The following is an 18,620-nucleotide window of genomic DNA, read 5'->3' on the forward strand; positions in this document are numbered from 1 at the left end:
TTTCATTGTGACCCAGGCCACCACGCATCTCTGGCGGCTGCTCAAATGGGGCCGTATCCTCGCGCGGCATGGCGCGCTAAAAGGGCTCGAACATGATCCCAATACGCCGGCGCCAGTGCGCCGCCTCGCCCGCATCGCGCGGATTGGCGCGCGTGTGCCCGCGGTGCCGCGTTATGCCGATGCGCTGCAGGCGATCGGCCCCGCGGCGATCAAGCTTGGCCAGACGCTAGCCACGCGGCCGGACATCGTCGGCGAAGCAGCGGCGCTTGATCTGCTGCGGCTGCAAGACGCGCTCCCCCCCGTCCCCTATGAGACAATTCATGCGGCGATGACGCGCGCCTTCGGCCGCGACCCTTCCGCGCTGTTCGCCTCGATCGACCCCGTGCCGGTCGGCGCGGCCTCCATCGCGCAGGTCCACCGCGCGATCACCACCGATGGCCGCACTGTGGCAGTGAAAGTGCTGCGCCCCGGCGTGGAAGTGGATTTCGCCCAAGCGATCGACACGTACCAGTGGGCTGCGGCGCAAATCGAGGCGATGGGCGGCGAGCTTTCGCGTCTGCGCCCGCGGCTGGTGATCGAGACGTTTAAGCGTTGGACCGCGCGCGAGCTGGATCTGCGGCGCGAGGCGGCGTCGGCTTCCGAGCTGGCCGAATCGATGACCGCCGAGCCCGATTTCGTCGTGCCGGCGATCGATTGGCAGCGCACCAGCGGCAAGGTGCTGACGCTCGAATGGGTCGATGGGATCAAACTGAGCAATCGCGCGGCGCTGGTCGAGGCCGGCTATGATGTGCGGCTGCTCGCCAATACCTTGGTCCACGCCTTTCTGCGCCAGGCGATCGCCGAGGGCTTTTTCCATGCCGATATGCACCAGGGCAATCTGTTCGCCCTGCCCGGCAACAAGATCGCCGCAATCGATTTCGGCATCATGGGGCGGATCGATCGGCGCGCGCGCGTCTGGCTGGCCGAGATTCTCTATGGACTGATCACGGGCAATTATAAGCGCGTTGCCGAAATCCATTTTGAGGCAGGCTATGTCCCGGCGCACCACAATGTCGCCGAATTCGCCACCGCCTTGCGTGCCGTTGGCGAACCGATGCGCGGGATGGCGGTCAAGGACATGTCGATCGGCATGATGCTCGATGGCCTGTTCAACATCACGCGCGATTTCGACATGCAGACGCAGCCCCATCTGCTGCTGCTGCAAAAGACCATGGTGATGGTCGAGGGTGTGGCGACCAGTCTCGATCCCGATATCAATCTGTGGGATTCGGCGGCACCGTTCGTGCGCGAGTGGATCCGCACCGAGCTCGGGCCCGAGGCGTTCGTGGCCGACAAGATTATCACCGATCTGCGCACGCTGGCGCGGCTGCCCGATCTCATTCGCAACATCGAGGCGCGCTATCCCGCGCCCGGTGGCGCGCCACCCTCGCCACCGCTGCGCGAGATCGAGGTGGTGCGCATCGGCGGCGGATGGCGCTATGTGGCGGTTGCGCTGCTGAGCGCGGCAGCGAGTGGCGCGGGTATGTGGTGGCTGCTCGGGTGACAGCCCCCGTTCTCGCTCCTTGGGGACGGGCACGGACTTGATGCCCCGCCCGCTTACCCCCCTGTGGCTCACCGCGCCCAGCCGCTTCGCCACGCTGAGCCCGACCGTGGCGCGCTGGGCGCTGGGCGTCCTCACGCTGCTGCTCGCCGCCAGCCTGAGCGCGCTGATCGCCCCTGCCCCGTCCACCAACAGCCGAGGTTCGTCGGCGCAGGCGGACACGATGGGCGACATCGTGTTGTACGAGTCGATCGTTTCCGGGGTGCACGCGGGGGGCAATTATTACGCCGTGGCCGCCGCCGCGCTGCGCAGCGGGAATTATCCGCTCCGTCCATTCGTCGCCTTCCGTCTGCCGACGCTGGCCATGGTGCAGAGCCTGTTGCCGCCGACGCTGACCATTATCCTGCTCTATGCGCTTGCCGCCGGCGTTTTTCTCGCTTGGTTCTTTCGCTTGCGCGATGCATTGGCGGGCGCCCTGCCGCGCGCCGTCGCGCTGATCCTGCTCGCGGGGGGTATGGCCGCGTTCGTGCAAAGCGCGCTGATCGGGTTTCATGAAACCTGGGCCGGGTTGCTGATCGCATTGTCACTCGCGTTGCGCAGGCCGGGCCGTTGGGTCGATGCCGCCGCATTCGGCATGATGGCGATGCTGGTTCGCGAGACGGCAGCGTTGTTCGTCGTCCTGATGGCGGGGGCCGCGCTGATCGAGGGCCGCCGGCGCGAGGCTTATGGCTGGGCCGCCACACTGGCGCTGTTCGCCGTCGTCGTCACGCTTCACGCTTATGCCGTATCGCAAGTGGTGCGGCCGCTCGATCCGACTTCGCCGGGTTGGTCCGGATTGCTGGGGTTTGGCTTTTTCGTGCAGACCATGACGGTGTCCACGGCGTTGCTGCTGGCGCCTTCCTGGCTGGCGGCATTGCTGGTCGGCCTAAGCTTGTTCGGATGGGCGACATGGCGCGATCCATTAGCAGCACGCGCGCTGGCCGTGTTCGTCGCTTATGCCGCGCTGCTCGCCCTGTTTGGTCGCGTCGATACCTTTTATTGGGGACTGATGATCGCGCCCACGATGCTGATCGGCCTGGCCTTCGCGCCCGATGGCGTGCGCGATCTGATGAACGCGGCGCGCGCGGCACGGAAAATCACCATTACGAGGCTGACGCGATGAACATCCTGCTGATCGTCGGCGGCGGCATCGCTGCGTATAAAGCGTCTGAGCTGATCCGCTTGTGCCGCAAGGCCGGCATCGGGGTGACGTGCGTGCTGACCGCGGGGGGCGAACATTTCGTGACCCCGATGACGCTGGCGGCACTGTCCGAAAACAAGGTCTATACGACTTTGTGGGATCTCACCGACGAGGCCGAGATGGGCCACATCCAGCTCAGTCGCGCGGCCGACCTGGTCGTCGTGGCACCCGCCACCGCGGATCTGATGGCCAAGATGGCGGCAGGGATCGCCGACGATCTCGCCACCACGCTGTTGCTGGCGACCGACAAGCCCGTGCTGGCCGCGCCCGCCATGAACGTGCGCATGTGGCAGCACGCCGCCACCCGCCGCAACGTGGCGACATTGCGCGGCGATGGCATAACGGTGCTCGAGCCCGATGAGGGCGCGATGGCGTGCGGCGAATTCGGCCCCGGGCGCCTGCCCGAGCCGGCGGCGATCCTGGCCGCGATCCAGGCGGCGCTGCCCCGCTGATGCACGGGCTGCACATCATCGTCACGGCCGGCCCGACGCATGAGCCGATCGATCCGGTGCGCTATCTCGCCAATCGCTCATCGGGGCGGCAGGGCTTTGCCATCGCCGCCGCATTGGCCGCGCTGGGCGCACGCGTGACGCTGATCGCCGGGCCGGTGACGCTCGCCACGCCGCCGGGCGTCACGCGCATCGATGTGGAGACCGCGCTGGAAATGCAGGCCGCGGTGGTGGCGGCGCTGCCGGCGGAGGCGGCGGTGCTGGTCGCGGCGGTGGCCGACTGGCGCGTGGCGGGCGCGGCGCAGAAGATCAAGAAGAGCGGCGCGCCACCGGTGCTGGAGTTAGTCGAGAATCCGGATATTCTCGCCGGGCTGGCGCAGGATGCGCGGCGGCCGCGGCTGCTGATCGGCTTTGCGGCCGAGACCGAGCGCGTGATCGAACATGCCACCGCCAAGCGGCTGCGCAAGGGGGTGGACTGGATCGTGGCCAACGATGTGTCGGGCGATGTGATGGGAGGCGCCAGCAACACCGTCCATATCGTGACCGCCGCCGGCGTGGAAAGCTGGGAGCAGCTGCCCAAGGAAGACGTGGCGGCGCGGTTGGCCGAGCGGATCGCGACGGCGCTGGATCCTTTAGCCAAGAAGGGCTGACACGGCGCGCGCCGCGGTAAAGCCGCGGCGTCGGACGGCGGCCCGAAGGCCACCGCCGGCCGGGCGTGTGCGTCTCGGGTGCAGCTACGCTCCACCCGTGCGCATCACGCCGCGAACTGGTTCATTGTGTTGTGCGCGCCGCCCGCCTTCAGCGCCGCCTCGCCCGCGAAATATTCCTTGTGATCGTCGCCGATGTCGGAGCCCGACATGTTCTGATGCTTGACGCAGGCGATGCCCTCGCGGATCTCCTTGCGTTGCACGCCCTTCACATAGCCCAGCATCCCGGCCTCGCCGAAATACTCCTTGGCGAGATTGTCGGTGGAGAGCGCCGCGGTGTGATAGGTCGGCAGCGTGATCAAGTGATGGAAGATGCCCGCGCGCTCTGCCGAATCGCGCTGGAAGGTGCGGATTCGCTCGTCCGCCTCGTCGCCCAGGTCGGTGCCGTCATATTCCACCGACATCAGCCGCGCGCGATCAAACGCCGAAACGTCGCGCCCCGCTGCCGCCCAGGCGTCATAGACCTGCTGGCGGAAGTTGAGCGTCCAGTTGAACGACGGCGAATTATTGTAGACGAGCTTGGCGTTCGGCACGACCGCGCGGATGCGATCGACCATCCCGGCGATCTGCTCGATATGCGGCTTCTCCGTCTCGATCCATAACAGGTCGGCGCCGTTTTGCAGGCTGGCGATGCAATCCATCACGCAGCGATCCTCTCCCGTACCGGCGCGGAACTGGAACAGGTTGGAGGGCAATCGCTTGGGGCGCAGCAGCGTGCCGTCGCGATTGAGAATCACATCGCCATTCTGCGCGGTGGCGGGATCGATCTCCTCGCAATCGAGATAGGAATTATACTGATCGCCAAGATCGCCCGGCGTCTTGGACACCGCGATCTGCTTGGTCAGCCCGGCGCCCAGCGAGTCCGTGCGCGTGACGATGATGCCGTCCTCGACGCCCAGTTCCAGAAACGCATAGCGGCACGCCCGCACCTTGGCCAAAAAGTCCTCGTGCGGCACGGTGACCTTGCCGTCCTGATGCCCGCACTGCTTCTCATCCGAAACCTGGTTCTCGATCTGCAGCGCGCAGGCGCCCGCCTCGATCATCTTGCGTGCGAGCAGATAAGTCGCCTCGGCATTGCCGAACCCGGCGTCGATATCGGCGATGATCGGCACGACATGCGTCTGATGATTCTCCACCGCATTGAGCAGCCGTTGCTCCTCGATGCTATTGCCTGCGGCACGCGCGGCATCGATCTCGCGGAACATCATGCCCTGCTCGCGTGCATCGGCCTGGCGCAGGAAGGTATAGAGTTCCTCGATCAGCGCCGGCACACTGGTCTTTTCGTGCATGGACTGATCGGGCAGCGGGCCGAAATCACTGCGCAGCGCCGCGATCATCCAGCCCGACAGATACAGGTAACGCCGCTCGGTGCTGCCGAAATGCTTTTTGATGCTGATCATCTTCTGCTGGCCGATAAAACCATGCCAACAGCCCAGCGACTGCGTGTATTTTGCGGGATCCGCATCGTAAGCGGCCATGTCCCGCCGCATGATCGCCGCGGTGTAGCGCGCGATATCCAGCCCGGTCTGGAAGCGGTTCTGCAGCCGCATCCGCGCCACAGCTTCGGCATCGATCCCGTCCCAGGCGCCATTATGGCTGCGGATCAGGCTGGTCGTTTGCGCGATATCGGTTTGATATGTCATCGTGGCTTCCCGTCAAAAGAAGCATTCTTGTAGCGTGATTTACAACCGTAGCCACTGTGTCGCGTGGGCAATGAACGTGATCAGGTGTGCCGACAGCAGGGTGGCAATGTCGTTTTGTAACTAATTTACAGAGTTCATTATACTATTCGTAGACGCGCCGGCCGCCCGTGCAGGTAGACCGAGGCAGGATCATCGAACGGGAATCCGCCCGCCGCAGCCACGCCGAGAACCCGGCGCAATTGGAACAGGCTCAGTCGGCTGACGGCCCGTGCATCGACGGTATTCAGCCGGGCCTCGACGGGCAACACGCCGCCGCGAACCTGCACCGCCCTGCCCTCAGCAACGATCGCAGCCATGCGGCGCTGCACCGTGGAATATGGCAGCCCCAGCGCACGCGCCAGCGCGCTCGCCCGAACCGGGCGGCACAATCCCTCGGGCACCACCATCGTCGCATCGGCATAAACCCTCGCGAGCACGGGATCATCAGTCACATCGCGCATCGCGCCGCACAGGCTGGTGTAAAACAACGCCAGACTGGTCCAGCAACGGTGCAGCGTCTTGTGACCATCGGCCACAGCGAGCAACATCTCAAGGGCGCCCCGCACCGCGACATCAGGATCGTAAGGCGTGCCGCGCGCCGCGGGAACCGGCTGATCGAAGGCGATGAGATCTTCGGTCATCCGCACGAAAGCATCGTGCGTCAACACTAGCAGCGCCGCAATCGCCGGGCGCTGGCGACAATCGGGCGACACGATCACACCGGCGTTGGTCCGCACGCAGAGCCCCTCGGCGATCATCGCATTGACATGCCGGCGCACCGTCTCGAACGGTCGCGACAGGCAGGTTGCTAACGCATTCGTCGACATCGGGCTCGGCGTGGCCCCCGGCCCTCGCAGCCCGCTCTGCACCATGATCAATGCAAATATGCCGAACCGATCAAGATCGCCGCCAAACGCTTCAATCCCCGCACGCGCAATGCTCGTCAACATTTCCGCCAGCAGTCGCGTGATCAATCTAATCGGCAGGCCGGCCTCGCCGGCATCCGCCATGACATGCCCCCAGTTATTGTGCCACTTTTACCCGTTACTGCATGACCCAGGAATACCGCGCACGTCAATTTAATGATTTTTTTCTAAGGCGTTGGAAACGAAAGCGACCAAAACGGGTAGCTTGTCTCTTGTCTCGCATGGTCTTTGCACTGCATCCGGGCCACGGGAGAACGCATGATAGTTACGGACAAGATAAAAATCTGGCGTGATAACCGGCGACCGTCGAATCGGCAGTATGGCACCCGCGCGAACAAAGGCTTGCGCGTCGAACGCCAAGCCCCGGCGACTCCGCTGCCCCCGCGCGGTCTTGAACGTCTTGCCGATTTGGACCCACCCGCGGAGGATAACGTCTGGCACCCGGTGCCCGAATGGGCGACCTGGTTGATGCTCGGCGCCGGACTGGCAGTGGTGGCCGCGCTGCTCGCAGCGATTGTCTATCTGCTAGGGTGACGCCGTCGCGGGTTCCGGATGCATCCCGCGCGCCGCGTCAAAACAGACCGGGCACTTCGCGTTGCGCGGCGTTGGGGCGGGTCGAGCCAAGCAGCGCTGCCGGCGACACGGCGAGCGAGCGGCGAGCAGCGGAGACTGGCGCGCCGCCGATCGGCGTGCAGGCGCGGCCGGCGAGGAAATCGAGCGCCTGGCGTGTCGAGGCTTCGGCCGGATCGCCCATCGGCCGGCTGAGATCGTCCGTGGCCTGGCAGCTCGCCTCCACCTTGCTGGCGAGGCCATCGTAATAATCGCCTTGGCGATTGGCGTTCTGTAGCGAAAGCGCGATTACGCGCAGCCGATCGTCGCAGCCTGCATTGTCGCGCGCGATCTGCCCAACCGGCTTGCCATAGGTGTTGGTGCCGATCAGCCCGGCATTGGCGCGCAGATAAGGCACGAAGCCGTTGATCACCAATTCGCTGGCCGAAGCGGTGCCGGCCATGCCGATAAAGGCGATGCGCGTCGCGCTGATCGATTGCGGCTGCGGCGCGAAAAACGCGGTGGTGTTGTTCGAGGCCTTTTCCGGGCGGAACGATACATGGTCGAAGACATCGGCGGTGGAGCGATTGCCGCCAAGCAAATTGCCCATCAATTCCGCCGTCGAGAGCAGACCGCCGCCGTTATAGCGGAAATCGACGACGATCTGGGTAATGCCCTGCGTGCGGAAATTGGCGAAGGCGCTGCGCAATTGATCGTCCGCGGTCGAGATGAAGGTGCGCAGCTTAATATAGCCCACCTTCGTGCCGTTATCGTCGATCACGCGCGCATCACCTGGGCCGACGGGTTGCAGGTCGTAATCCGCCTTGGTGATCGTCACGGTGCGATCGCCGCCTATCCCTGCGAGCTGGAAGACGCGCGCCGTGCCGCTCGTATCGGGACCCAAAGCGGTGGTCAGTCCGTCCGATCCTTCGCTCGCGATGATCGAGCTGACCGTGCGCAGATTGGCGCCGGTCGTGCCGATCGCGACGATCTCGGTGCCACGCTGTAGGCCCGCCAGGCCGGCGGGCGCATTTTCGAACGATTCGGCGATCAGCAGCCGATTGGCGCCATCGAGCGACAAGCGGAAACCAAAACCCGCGGTCGCACCCGAATCGTAATAGGCATTCTCCTCGGCGATCGAGGTGAGATAAGTGAAGTAACGATCCTTGCGTTGCCCCCGCGCGGTGGCGGTGAGCGCGTCGAGATAATCGTCGACGTTGCCGTAGCTCGCCGGATTGAGCCCGGTCGGCAAAGTCTCCGGAAACAGATACCATTCCTGCATTTGTGCCGCGACCCAATCCTGCCGCGCGCGCAGCGAACAGCCGGCGCTGGCGGCCGGCGTGGGCGTCGCGCTCGGTGCCGAGCTGGTGCCGCTTTGCGCGACGGACGATGCCCCCCCGCCCCCACAGCCGGAAAGCATTGCCGCCAGTGCGATCAAGGATACGAACGGGCGAAATGCGGGGGATGTGATGATCATAGCGCGAGGCTTTCAGAAAAAGCCCGACGCGTCACGTGCTTTCAGTCGCCGCCGAAGCTGAATGCGCTGATCCCGCGTTCGCGATCGTTGATGGTCAGCGCGCGCCCCATCGGCGGGGCCGAGCGTTGCGGGCAGCCGTGGCGCTGGCACGCGCGGCAACCGAGACCGATCGGCGTCGCTTCGCCCTTCAGATCGATGCCCCGCGCCGCGGCCAGCGCGCCGGCATGCGCCGCCGCCACGCCGATGCCCACTGCGAACTCGGCCGGCACCGCGCCGTAGCGGCGCTGCTGCGGGGTCACCGTGCGCGCCAGCGTCAACCAGCGCGACGCATCCTCGAGCTCCACCAATTGCACCGTCAGCGTTCCCGGGCGATCGAAGGCGTGATGCACACGCCATAACGGGCAGCGCCCCTCCGCCTCGGCCAGCGCGGCGTTGCTCGCGCCGGAAAACCTTTTCGACGCCTGTCCGGCGCGATCGATGCGCACCAGGAAGAAAGGCAGTCCGCGCGCGCCGACCCGCTGCAACGTGGTCAGGCGATGCGCCACCTGCTCGAACCCGGCGCCGAAACGGCGCTGCAGCAGTTCGGCATCGTATCCGGTCGCCTCGCACGCGCGCAGGAAGCGCGCATAAGGCATCATCACCGCGGCGGCAAAATAGCCCGCCAGATGTCGCCGGAACAGCCTTTCCGCCTGTCGGTCGGCAAAACCAGCGCCCTTGGCCAGCGCATCTATCTCGCCCCGCGCCTCGATCTGCGCCAGTTGGAAGGCAGCGGCAAACGTGCGCGAGGCGGGATCGAGCGTCTCGCTCAATTGCAACTGCCGCGCGTGCAGATCCATGCGGCGCAGCAGATCGGGCATCACCTCGACCGGCAGCACGCGGATGGTCAGTTGGTGCTTCACGCGCAGCCGCTCGGCGATCGCGCCATAGAGATCGCCCGCGCCAAGCCGCAATTCATCCGCCAGAGCCTCGGCCAGCGCATCGAGATCGGCGAAATGGCCGCGCCAGCGCTCGATCTCGCGGCGCACCTCGGCCATCGGGTCGGCCGCGCCAGTCATCGTATCGCCGCCCGCAGCCATGCGATCGAAAGCGCGCGCGAATGCTTCCGCTCCGCCCGGGGCACCGGCCAGCCATTCCTCGATCTCGTTGCGATCGATCTCAAGGTCAGCAAACAGCGGATCGGCCAACCGCCGGCGGATGGCGGCCTCGCCCCCGCCAGGCTCGCCCGCGGCCAGCGCGCGTGGATCGAAATCGAACGATTCGGCCAGCTTGACGAGCAACGAGGCGGACAATGGGCGCTGGTTCTTCTCGACCAGATTGAGATAGCTGGGCGATATGGTGAGTATTTCAGCCATCGCCGCCTGCGTCAGCGCCGCCTGCCGCCGCAGCCGCCGCACCGCATGCCCGGCGAACAATTTACGATCAGCCATCTGTAGTCGCCTCATCACCTTGCGCGGCAATGCCTCAGGTTGTCACGTCTTTACAATAGCACAGGCGTCATGCCCTGATCACCGACGGCTTCACCGAGCGCGGTATGATGCGGGGGTGCCGCTTCCAACATTTCCATGACTTAAGCAGCCGCACACCGCGGCGCTGCTCTGCAGGACGTGGACCAAGTTTCCTGGGGAGGAAAGGATGCCCGTCGAGCACGCTGCTCGGCGGGCATTTCCTTGCATGGCACAATCCGATGCCTGCATCGTTCGCTCACACATATCGCGTGACAACATCGAGGAACTTAGCGTGGCGGCAGCGAAAGACGACGGCTCGAACATCGTCATTGTTGCCGCGCTGGTAGCGAACATGGGCATCGCCGTCGCCAAGTTCATCGCGGCGGGGTTTTCCGGATCATCGTCGATGCTGACCGAAGGGTTCCATTCGGTGGTCGACAGCCTCAATCAGGTGCTGCTGCTGTTCGGCCAGCATCGCGGCAAGCAACCGCCGGACAACGCGCACCCATTCGGCTATGGCCGCGAACTGTATTTCTGGGCGTTCGTGGTCGCCATCCTGATCTTTGCGGTCGGCGCCGGCGTATCGATCTATGAGGGTTATACGCACTTTCTCGCGCCGGAACCGCTGCGTGATCCGCTGATCAACTATATCGTTCTCGGCGTGGCGTTCGCGCTGGAAGGCGCCTCCTGGACGATTGCGATACGCGCATTCGCCGCCTCCAAGGGCGAGGCTGGCTGGTGGCAATCGATCCACCGCTCGAAGGATCCGTCCGGCTTTATCGTGCTGTTCGAGGATTCGGCCGCGCTCGCCGGTCTGATTATTGCCGGGATCGGCGTGTGGGCGAGCCATGCCTATCAGGACCCGCGGCTCGACGGCATCGCCTCGATCGCCATCGGGGTGATTCTCGCCGGCGTCGCCGTGCTGCTGGCGCGCGAGGCCAAGGGGCTGCTGATCGGCGAGGGCGCGGATCCGGCGATCGTTGCTACCGTCCGCGTGCTGGTCGAGGGCAATGCGGCCATCACCAGCGTCAATCACGTGCGCACGATCCACACCGCGCCGGATTCGATCTTCGTCGCGATCAGCGCGGATTTCCGCGACAGCGTGACGATGGGCGAAGCGGAGACGTTGATCGAGCAGATCGAGGATCAGTTACGCATCGCCGTGCCGCAATTGTCGTCGATCTATATCCGCCCGGAGAAGATCGAAAATGCCGCAGTGTTCCGTCCGCCGCTATCGAAACGGCCGAAACGCGCGCTGCTTACCTGGCCGGAAGCATCTCGATAACGTCGAGCGTGGATTCGAATCGCGGATAGGGCAACATGACGCGCCAGCGCTGCGCGCCGACGCGCTGGACGATCCCGGCCATGTCTCGATCGGCATCGCGGCCGTATTCCAGCGCGTTCGTTTCATCGCCCAGCATCATCGTGCCAAGAAAGATCGCCCGCCCCGAGCCATCCGGAAATGCCAGCCCCACCGGTCGCTGCGAGCCATCGGTCTTGTAGAAGCTGGAGACATCGCCTTCCGCTTCCACGCGGCAGGCGAAGAAGGGATAGGCGGTGAAATCCCTGGTTCCGGTGCCGCGCCCACCGAGCTTGAAAATGCGGCATTGATACTTGCCCGCCGGCGGCATCGCGCCATCCAGCGCATGATCGGGATCGAACAACGCTCCCTGCGCGTCGATCGCGGCCGCCGCGCCGGCCGCCCGCGCCTTGGCCGTTGCCTCAATCCACGCCACGCGCCAATTGCGCAGCCGCGCGCGATCCGCGGCGGTCGCCACTTTGCGCCAATCCATTGTGGCCGCCGTCCCCGCCGTGGCGGGCCGCTCGCCGCCGCCCGCACAGGAGGCGAGCATCGCGCACGTCGCCAGGCCCCAAGCCATTTTCACCGTCATGCGCGATTCATTCCCTATATATCGCGCCATAAACCATTGGCGTTGCAGCTTGCCAAGGCGCTCAGGCAGCGGTCCATCCGCCATCCATCGAGAGGTTGGCGCCAGTGATCGATTTGGCCGCGTCACCGCACAGGAAAACGGCCAAGGCCGCGACCTGTTCCTGCGTGACGAACTCCTTGGTGGGCTGCGCCGCGAGCAACACGTCGTTGATCACCTGATCGCGGGTCAGCCCGCGCGCCTTCATCGTATCGGGGATCTGCCCCTCGACCAGCGGCGTCCAAACGTAACCGGGCGAAATGCAGTTGACCGTGATGCCGTCGGTCGCGGTTTCCAGCGCGATCGTCTTGGTCAGCCCGACGATCCCGTGTTTGGCCATGACATAGGCCGACTTGTTGGGGCTGGCGACGAGCGAATGCGCCGAGGCCGTCGAGATGATCCGACCCCACCCCGCCGCCTTCATAAACGGCACCGCGGCTTTCATCAGATACCAGGCCGAGGTCAGGTTGATCTTGATTATCGCCTCGAACGTGTCGGCAGGGAAATCTTCGATCGGCGCAACATGCTGGATACCGGCATTGTTGACGATGATGTCCGGCCCGCCCAGCTCATCATGACAGCGCCTGGCGAGCGCGGCGATCTGCTCGGGCTTGGTCATGTCGGCCGGATCGTAGAGTGCCGTCGCGCCGCTGGTCGCCGCTAGCGCGGCGCGCTCCTGCTCGATTGCCGCGGCGTCGCCAAAGCCATTGATCATCACGCTCGCGCCCTCGGCGGCAAAGGCTTTCGCATAAGCCAGGCCGATGCCCGAGGTGGAGCCGGTGATGATCGCGCTCTTGCCCTTCAGGAACATGCACTTCTCCTCAATTTTCGGAATGCAGATCGCGGTGCGGCAGCACCTTGCGCGCCAGATCAAACGCGGCGCTCTTGCCGGTTTCGATATTGGCGGCGACCAATTGCGCATTGGCCATCGTCTCCGCTACCGCCTCGACGCCCGCCTGCCAGTGCTCGCGCATCGTGCGTGCGGAAAATTCGAAATCGCGGCTGCCGCCTTCCCAGGCATTGGCGCGGTAGATCAAATGGACCAGGTTGACCGGATCCTCTTCGGAGCGCGCCGCGAGCGCTTGCACGTCCGGATCATCGAGCAGTTGAGGCGGCAGTTTGGCCAGCACCTTGCGCACCGCCTCGCGATCCTGGCGAATGCGCATCACTTCATTGGATACTTGCCGCGTCCGGCTCGAGAAACGGATTTCCTTTTCGCGCGCGGCGACATCCATGATCGTCCGCGGCAATTCCGCCGCTGCGGCGAACAGATCGACCTGAAAGGCCAGCAGCGCGCCCTGCTGGTGATCGAGCACGTGCGTCAGCGGCGTGTTGGAGACGAGCCCGCCATCCCACCACAGCCGCCCATCAATCTCGATCGGCGGCAGCCCGGGCGGCAGCGCGCCCGAGGCCATGATGTGCCGTGCGTCGATGCGCGTTTCGGTCGTGTCGAAATAATGGAAATTGCCGCTGGCGACATCGACCGCGCCGACCGACAGGCGCACCGCACCGCTGTTGAGCAAATCCCAGTCGATCAACGCATCGAGCGTCTCTTTCAGCGGCGCCGAATCGTAGAAACTCAGCGCCTCGGGCGTGCCCGGCGTGGCGAACATGGGCGACATGGTCCGGGGCGTGAAAAAGCCGGGCACGCCGGTCATCATGATATAACCCGCCGACCATTCGTGGATGAACTCGCGAATCTGATCGTTGGGGAAAATCGGAAAACTCGGCAGCGATCCGGTCATGCGATCCCAGAATGCCTGCAGTCGCTTGACGCGCAGCGGTTCGGGATTGCCGGCATAGATCGCCGCATTGACCGCGCCGATCGAGATGCCCGAGACCCAGTCGATCTCGATACCACTGCCCGACAGCCCCTCGATCACCCCCGCCTGATAACTGCCCAGCGCCCCGCCCCCCTGCAGCACCAAAGCCACGCAATCGGGCAAGGGCAGCGTTTTCGCGTGGCGGCGCGGTTTGGAATCGGTGTCGGCCATGGCCTAGACATGCGCCGCGGCGGCGCGCGGGGCAACGGTGGTTGGCGAATTGTTACGTGGCTCCCCGCCCTGCCCGGGATCGCCACTGCTATTTGCCCGCCATTGCAACAACAGCGCCGCCCACGCATTCATGCCGGTACAGCAACGAACAGAGGCATGCCATGCGGCTCGACGATTTCGATCCCAACATCAACGTCGAGGACCAGGGCAACCGGGGCGGCGGGTTCAATCTAGGCGGTGGCGGTGGTGGCGGCGGAATGCTGCTCGGCTTCCTGCCGCTGGTATTCAGCAAGTTTGGCTGCGGCGGCGTGGTCGTGCTGCTGATTGTGTTCGCGGTGTTTGGCGGTGGCCTCGGCAGCATCGGGCAGTTGACGGGGACGGGCCAGCAAGCCGCGCCGCAGACGCAAAGTGCCGACACGGCCACCGGCGCCACGGCGATCTGCGCCAGCGATCCGGCCAAGCGCGCGGCATGCAATGCGTTCAGCTCGGCCGAGAAGACCTGGGCGGCGATTTTCGCCGAATCGGGCCAGCGCTTCGAACAGCCCAAACTGTCGTTCTTCGACTCCAATGGCCAATCGGGCTGCGGCGCGGCGCAAAGCGCGATGGGGCCATTTTATTGCCCGACCGATCGCGGCATCTTCCTCGACACCGGCTTTTTCGACGAACTCGCCAACCGCTTCGGCGCCAAGGGCGATTTCGCGCAGAATTATGTCATAGCGCACGAATTCGGCCATCATATCCAGAATCTGCTGGGGACGTCGGCGCAGGTGCAGCAAGTGCAACAGCGCGGTAGCCGCAGCGAGGGCAACGCCGCCTCCGTCCGGCTCGAGCTTCAGGCGGATTGCTATGCCGGCGTGTGGGCGGCGCAGAACCGCGACCGGATGGAGCCGGGCGATCTGCAGGAAGGCATGACCGCTGCGCAGGCGATCGGCGACGATACGCTACAACAACAGAGCCAGGGCCGGGTCGTGCCGGACAGCTTTACGCACGGCACGTCGGCGCAGCGCCAGAGCTGGCTCAAGCGCGGGCTGGATAGCGGCGATCCGGCGCAGTGCGACACGTTCAGCGGCGCGATTTGAGCGGTAACGTATCGTTTGCGAGTGACGCTCGGTGGGGGGCGTCACTCGTTTATAACAGAAGTCCACGCGGTCCTCGGCGGCGGGTTTCGGCGGCGGCGATGGTCTGCTCTCGGCTTGCCCGGGCTTATCGGAAACGCTGAAAAATCGCCCCGGTCGGGCCGTTGCGTCGCGCGAAAAGCCTCGCTAAATGCGAAGGCCGTCCGCGGGCCGAGCATGGAGCGGGGCTGTAGCTCAGATGGGAGAGCGCTGCAATCGCACTGCAGAGGTCAGGGGTTCGATTCCCCTCAGCTCCACCAGTTCCTGACAACTGAAGTACGAGCATATATCCCCGGCCGGATGCGCGCCGTGGCGGAGCGACCCGCTGCGATATCGCGCCGGCATCGCAAAGGAGGGTCGCCATATGGGCCGATTGCGTTTCCCACCGCCCCGGTGGAGGCGATGAGCTCCTGCAAATAGCCCGGGCGAGGGATGAGGCATGCCCCCCGTTGGCTTGTCACTATGGCCCACTACAGCGTCAAATTGTGCTTCTGGCCCCAAGTCTTTGGCCACGTATAGTTGCTATGCTGCAGCACCTGTCGCGCTCTAAGGCAGCCAGGAGATACAATCCATGGCGCTCGTGAATGCCAACGAGCGGGATCAATCAGAGGGTTCGTTAACTGATTGCTCGGAACCCTCTACTGACGGTGAGAATTTTCCCGTGATTACTGCTTAACCACCTGCTGTATCGTTCCTGGTGACAAGATAGCTGGCCCGGAAGTTGTCGTAGAGCGTCGCAGCGACGCCGCCAACCAGCGGCATTGCAGCCACTTTTTTCTGCGTTCCACCCGATACTTTTAGCTTTTCTCGCGTGCCGCTTGCCGCGGTTAGTCCGTGGCGAGCGAAAACCCGACGCAACTCGGCTGAACTCCGATAAAAGGTCTCGGTCTCGCTGTAATGATTGAAGATTTCAGTACGCTCATCAAGGGGTCTCTCGGAAAAAAACGGCGCACTATAGCCCAGTCGGAGCATGGTCTTGATGGCGGCCTTCCGAGGTGCCCCTTTCGGAAGCCAGTGTACGATAGGCGTGTACATATGCGGCTCTTTGAAGCAATACTTTGCAGGAAATATGTGAACTCCTTCGCCGCCTGGCGCAGTTATTCTGGATATTTCTGATGCTACCGCGTCAACCTGTTCTACGTGCTCTAGAACCTGATCACTGATCACCAAATCAAAATAACTGTCCGGAAATATCGATCTGCCATCTTTAAGAAGTGATAGCGCCGGATATTCCCCTTCATCGACAAAATATCCAGACCCATTATCGATATATGACTCAACCACATCGACGCCGTATGCGTCATAGCCCCGGTTTCTCAGTACTGCGACAGTCCCACCGATGCCGCAACCAAAATCAAGTACGCGTGCTGGTCGCCCAACTCTTGTGGAAACCTTTTTCAATGCCGCCCAGGTTATCTGCTGAATGTGCGTCTTAGCCACGATCGCATCGGATAACGCGGTAAGCTTGTTGTGAGGTCGATCGGCGAATTTCGGCAAGTCCATCGGTACTACCTTCCCTTATCTATAAGACAGAAGCCTTCCGTAACGCTAAAGCGCCTGTAACAATGCTTTAATAGAGCACCTGCAAAATACGAATCGCGCAATAATTACATGATTTACGCAGATGGGCTAATTGAATCTTGGCGCGTGCACCTCACATCTATAGGCCCAAAAAATCGCGCCAACGCACCTGCTCGGTACTAACTGCTATCATCCCGCCCCAATGCATTGCGCAGCCTCACATCGTAATTGTAAGAATCAAACACAAAGCTTCTAATAGCATACGTGTAGCGTAGTTACGGCCGGCAGATCGTGGTGGCGGAACGGGCGGAAGGTGAATTAGCCATATTGTTGGGTAAAGCGGCGAGCTGGTCGTCTGGCGCTGCGGTACGCGACGAAGTGAAAGCTATTCCCAGCTGTGTTCTGCTAGGCTTTAGCCACCACGAGCAGATGGGTCATTTCAATTGCACGCGCTACGGGGCCGAACCTCGCATCGCAGCCGCAGATCACGCCCCGCGCCCTCCAGCTCCGCAGCGAAACACGCCAGAATGGTTTGGAATCTCTCGTCATATTGGTTCTACATTGCATCTTGAGCAGTTCCGGTTATTTATAGTGGCAGGTACTGAACGTGCCGCACGGGGGTCCAAGTGCTTGAAAGAACACGATTCTCGATGTTGGAAGGGCTGCGCGCTTATTTGGCGCTGGCTGTCGTCGTTGGGCACGCCATGCAATTTGTCCCGTTTGAAGCGCCCTTTCCGCTGTCGAAATTGCTTTCGCCTGGCTATGCCGTTCAAAATTTCATGATCCTGAGCGGGTTCGTGATCACCCACCTCCTATTGGGAAAGCAGGAAGCCTACGGGCCATATATCTTGCGTCGTTTCATGCGGCTCTTTCCCATCCTGCTCGTTGGGCTGGTGGGCGGTTGGTTGACCTATGGCTGGCTGCAGCACGGGGTGTCCGCGTTGCCATGGGCTTATGACCCGTCCTTTCGGTCTTTCGTCGACAAGTATAATCATCGTGCCGAGCTGACGATGGCAGCGCCCGCCGCACATTGGCTGCTGCACCTCACGATGCTTCACGGCCTAGTGCCTGAAGAGGTCTTGCCCCAGGTTGGGCATAGCATCTTGGCTCCCGCCTGGAGCATTTCGCTCGAGTGGCAATTTTATCTGCTGGCGCCACTAATTGTGTACGCCATCACGCGGCGTTGGGGCTGGCCGGTTTTGGCCCTCGCGGTGCTTGCGGGGCTGGCGGTCGCGCGCAGCCGCATCCTAGGCACGTTCGATTATGCCTTCTTGGGCCATGCATCGCCGTTCTTCGCGATCGGGTTTGCGAGCAGACTGGCATTACCACACCTAGTACAAGTCGATCTCAATCCCTTCGCCACTGCTTTTGTAGCAACCTTGGCTGTACTGGTATTCGCAAAAGACCCCCTCGAAACTTTGCCGTGGTGCATTGTGTTCCCGTATCTCGTCGCTGGCTGCCAAGGCAAAAGCAACAAATGGTTCGATCTTGTCTTTTGTAACCGGATTACTCTCGCAATCGGGCAGGCATCTTACTCTCTCTACTTGTTGCACTACGTTGCATTTTCAATTTTAATATATTCCATCGTATACTTTATTGATGCCCCTTCTCCGATAACGGTCCTAGCAATACTGCTCGGGTCGATCCCAATTATTGTTGGCGTCAGCCTGATGTCATACCGCTATATCGAGCTGCCCGGTATAGCCCTCGGCCGCTTTTGGGCGGGCAGAATTCAAGGCAGGCCAATCCCAACGGCATTGCGGGGCCCTAATGTGCAATCGCCACCATTTGACGAGTTGGGGTTCGCCAAAGAACGCTGAAGGAAAGGCCACCCCACCCGACCGTCGATAGCGGCGGACAGACGCCTTCGGCCAACTCGGGTCGATTTCAGGCTAGCGACGATCGTTTGAAAGCGGCCGCATCGGATCGGGGCATTCAAAGACAATAATCGATCGCGCAACGATCTCGTTTCTTGCAGGCGAGCTCATCAAAAATGCGAGATGGCCGTGCACCTCGAGCTGCTTAGCGGTAACGAACCGTTAATGTA

General features: G+C 63.1%; 14 protein-coding genes, 1 tRNA gene and 1 pseudogene. 8 read left to right on the forward strand and 8 right to left on the reverse strand.

Features of this window, described 5'->3' with window-relative positions; translation table 11 throughout:
• The first annotated feature begins 7 nt into the window (after positions 1-7).
• The 3 genes and pseudogenes from ubiB to coaBC all read left to right on the forward strand — a co-directional run bounded on the left by ubiB (position 8) and on the right by coaBC (position 3,879).
• Complete coding sequence (ubiB, locus tag ABC969_RS03890; RefSeq protein ID WP_345863082.1) at positions 8-1,543, forward strand: 2-polyprenylphenol 6-hydroxylase; 1,536 nt, start codon at positions 8-10, stop codon at positions 1,541-1,543.
• 40 nt (positions 1,544-1,583) lie between these two features.
• A complete protein-coding gene (locus tag ABC969_RS03895; RefSeq protein WP_345863084.1) occupies positions 1,584-2,702 on the forward strand; it encodes a hypothetical protein in 1,119 nt (372 codons plus the stop codon).
• Positions 2,699-3,879, forward strand: a pseudogene (gene coaBC, locus ABC969_RS03900) (bifunctional phosphopantothenoylcysteine decarboxylase/phosphopantothenate--cysteine ligase CoaBC). Before ABC969_RS03895 ends, coaBC begins: the two are co-directional and overlap by 4 nt.
• Positions 3,880-3,983: 104 nt before the next feature.
• On the opposite strand, the gene ABC969_RS03905 reads toward coaBC, so the two are convergent.
• Both ABC969_RS03905 and ABC969_RS03910 read right to left on the reverse strand, forming a co-directional pair.
• Positions 3,984-5,579 (reverse strand): isocitrate lyase, encoded by a 1,596-nt coding sequence (locus ABC969_RS03905; RefSeq protein ID WP_345863085.1) that lies wholly within the window; start codon positions 5,577-5,579, stop codon positions 3,984-3,986.
• A 137-nt stretch (positions 5,580-5,716) separates the two neighbouring features.
• Positions 5,717-6,628, reverse strand: a complete 912-nt coding sequence (locus ABC969_RS03910) for an ArsR family transcriptional regulator (protein WP_345863086.1) — start codon at positions 6,626-6,628, stop codon at positions 5,717-5,719.
• A 174-nt stretch (positions 6,629-6,802) separates the two neighbouring features.
• Between ABC969_RS03910 and ABC969_RS03915 the strand changes: the two genes are divergently transcribed.
• Positions 6,803-7,078 carry a hypothetical protein gene (locus ABC969_RS03915; RefSeq protein WP_345863087.1) on the forward strand — a complete coding sequence of 92 codons (276 nt, stop codon included), beginning with the start codon at positions 6,803-6,805 and terminating at the stop codon, positions 7,076-7,078.
• A gap of 37 nt (positions 7,079-7,115) precedes the next feature.
• On the opposite strand, the gene ABC969_RS03920 is transcribed toward ABC969_RS03915, so the two are convergent.
• Together ABC969_RS03920 and ABC969_RS03925 are read right to left on the reverse strand one after the other, a co-directional pair.
• Positions 7,116-8,570 (reverse strand): S41 family peptidase, encoded by a 1,455-nt coding sequence (locus ABC969_RS03920; RefSeq protein ID WP_345863089.1) that lies wholly within the window; start codon positions 8,568-8,570, stop codon positions 7,116-7,118.
• Positions 8,571-8,611: 41 nt separating this feature from the next.
• Positions 8,612-9,997, reverse strand: coding sequence for a helix-turn-helix domain-containing protein (locus ABC969_RS03925; protein ID WP_345863091.1), 1,386 nt, complete (start codon positions 9,995-9,997; stop codon positions 8,612-8,614).
• Between the two features lie 310 nt (positions 9,998-10,307).
• Here ABC969_RS03925 and ABC969_RS03930 point away from each other — a divergent pair, with 310 nt between their 5' ends.
• Positions 10,308-11,300 carry a cation diffusion facilitator family transporter gene (locus ABC969_RS03930; protein ID WP_345863092.1) on the forward strand — a complete coding sequence of 331 codons (993 nt, stop codon included), beginning with the start codon at positions 10,308-10,310 and terminating at the stop codon, positions 11,298-11,300.
• Here ABC969_RS03930 and ABC969_RS03935 read toward each other — a convergent pair.
• The 3 genes from ABC969_RS03935 to ABC969_RS03945 form a co-directional block, all read right to left on the reverse strand.
• Positions 11,275-11,907 carry a DUF4893 domain-containing protein gene (locus ABC969_RS03935; protein ID WP_345863093.1) on the reverse strand — a complete coding sequence of 211 codons (633 nt, stop codon included), beginning with the start codon at positions 11,905-11,907 and terminating at the stop codon, positions 11,275-11,277. The two genes, ABC969_RS03930 and ABC969_RS03935, sit on opposite strands and share 26 nt — an antisense overlap.
• Before the next feature lie 61 nt (positions 11,908-11,968).
• Positions 11,969-12,754, reverse strand: a complete 786-nt coding sequence (locus ABC969_RS03940; RefSeq protein WP_345863094.1) for a 3-hydroxybutyrate dehydrogenase — start codon at positions 12,752-12,754, stop codon at positions 11,969-11,971.
• 10 nt (positions 12,755-12,764) lie between these two features.
• Positions 12,765-13,937: a patatin-like phospholipase family protein gene (locus tag ABC969_RS03945; protein WP_345863095.1), complete on the reverse strand. Its 1,173-nt coding sequence runs from the start codon at positions 13,935-13,937 to the stop codon at positions 12,765-12,767.
• 161 nt (positions 13,938-14,098) lie between these two features.
• Here ABC969_RS03945 and ypfJ point away from each other — a divergent pair, with 161 nt between their 5' ends.
• Together ypfJ and ABC969_RS03955 are read left to right on the forward strand one after the other, a co-directional pair.
• A complete protein-coding gene (gene ypfJ / locus ABC969_RS03950; RefSeq protein ID WP_345863097.1) occupies positions 14,099-15,016 on the forward strand; it encodes a KPN_02809 family neutral zinc metallopeptidase in 918 nt (305 codons plus the stop codon).
• A 220-nt stretch (positions 15,017-15,236) separates the two neighbouring features.
• Positions 15,237-15,312: transfer RNA gene (locus tag ABC969_RS03955), tRNA-Ala, on the forward strand.
• A gap of 412 nt (positions 15,313-15,724) precedes the next feature.
• On the opposite strand, the gene ABC969_RS03960 is transcribed toward ABC969_RS03955, so the two are convergent.
• Positions 15,725-16,555, reverse strand: a complete 831-nt coding sequence (locus tag ABC969_RS03960; RefSeq protein WP_345863098.1) for a class I SAM-dependent methyltransferase — start codon at positions 16,553-16,555, stop codon at positions 15,725-15,727.
• Positions 16,556-17,223: 668 nt separating this feature from the next.
• On the opposite strand from ABC969_RS03960, the gene ABC969_RS03965 reads away from it, so the two are divergent.
• The gene (locus ABC969_RS03965) at positions 17,224-18,393 is read left to right on the forward strand and encodes an acyltransferase family protein (protein WP_345863099.1); all 1,170 of its coding nucleotides are present in this window, start codon (positions 17,224-17,226) and stop codon (positions 18,391-18,393) included.
• The last annotated feature ends 227 nt before the right edge of the window (positions 18,394-18,620 follow it).

Source organism: Sphingomonas qilianensis (assembly GCF_039614825.1).
GTDB classification, from domain to species: Bacteria; Pseudomonadota; Alphaproteobacteria; order Sphingomonadales; family Sphingomonadaceae; genus Sphingomonas; species Sphingomonas qilianensis.

Bases quoted from the DNA above. Each gene is read 5' to 3' on its own strand.
- ABC969_RS03895 (WP_345863084.1), top strand. From the start codon at position 1,584: ATGCCCCGCCCGCTTACCCCCCTGTGGCTCACCGCGCCCAGCCGCTTC.
- ABC969_RS03905 (WP_345863085.1), bottom strand. From the start codon at position 5,579: ATGACATATCAAACCGATATCGCGCAAACGACCAGCCTGATCCGCAGC.
- ABC969_RS03910 (WP_345863086.1), bottom strand. From the start codon at position 6,628: ATGGCGGATGCCGGCGAGGCCGGCCTGCCGATTAGATTGATCACGCGA.
- ABC969_RS03915 (WP_345863087.1), top strand. From the start codon at position 6,803: ATGATAGTTACGGACAAGATAAAAATCTGGCGTGATAACCGGCGACCG.
- ABC969_RS03920 (WP_345863089.1), bottom strand. From the start codon at position 8,570: ATGATCATCACATCCCCCGCATTTCGCCCGTTCGTATCCTTGATCGCA.
- ABC969_RS03925 (WP_345863091.1), bottom strand. From the start codon at position 9,997: ATGGCTGATCGTAAATTGTTCGCCGGGCATGCGGTGCGGCGGCTGCGG.
- ABC969_RS03935 (WP_345863093.1), bottom strand. From the start codon at position 11,907: ATGACGGTGAAAATGGCTTGGGGCCTGGCGACGTGCGCGATGCTCGCC.
- ABC969_RS03940 (WP_345863094.1), bottom strand. From the start codon at position 12,754: ATGTTCCTGAAGGGCAAGAGCGCGATCATCACCGGCTCCACCTCGGGC.
- ABC969_RS03945 (WP_345863095.1), bottom strand. From the start codon at position 13,937: ATGGCCGACACCGATTCCAAACCGCGCCGCCACGCGAAAACGCTGCCC.
- ypfJ (WP_345863097.1), top strand. From the start codon at position 14,099: ATGCGGCTCGACGATTTCGATCCCAACATCAACGTCGAGGACCAGGGC.
- ABC969_RS03960 (WP_345863098.1), bottom strand. From the start codon at position 16,555: ATGGACTTGCCGAAATTCGCCGATCGACCTCACAACAAGCTTACCGCG.
- ABC969_RS03965 (WP_345863099.1), top strand. From the start codon at position 17,224: ATGTTGGAAGGGCTGCGCGCTTATTTGGCGCTGGCTGTCGTCGTTGGG.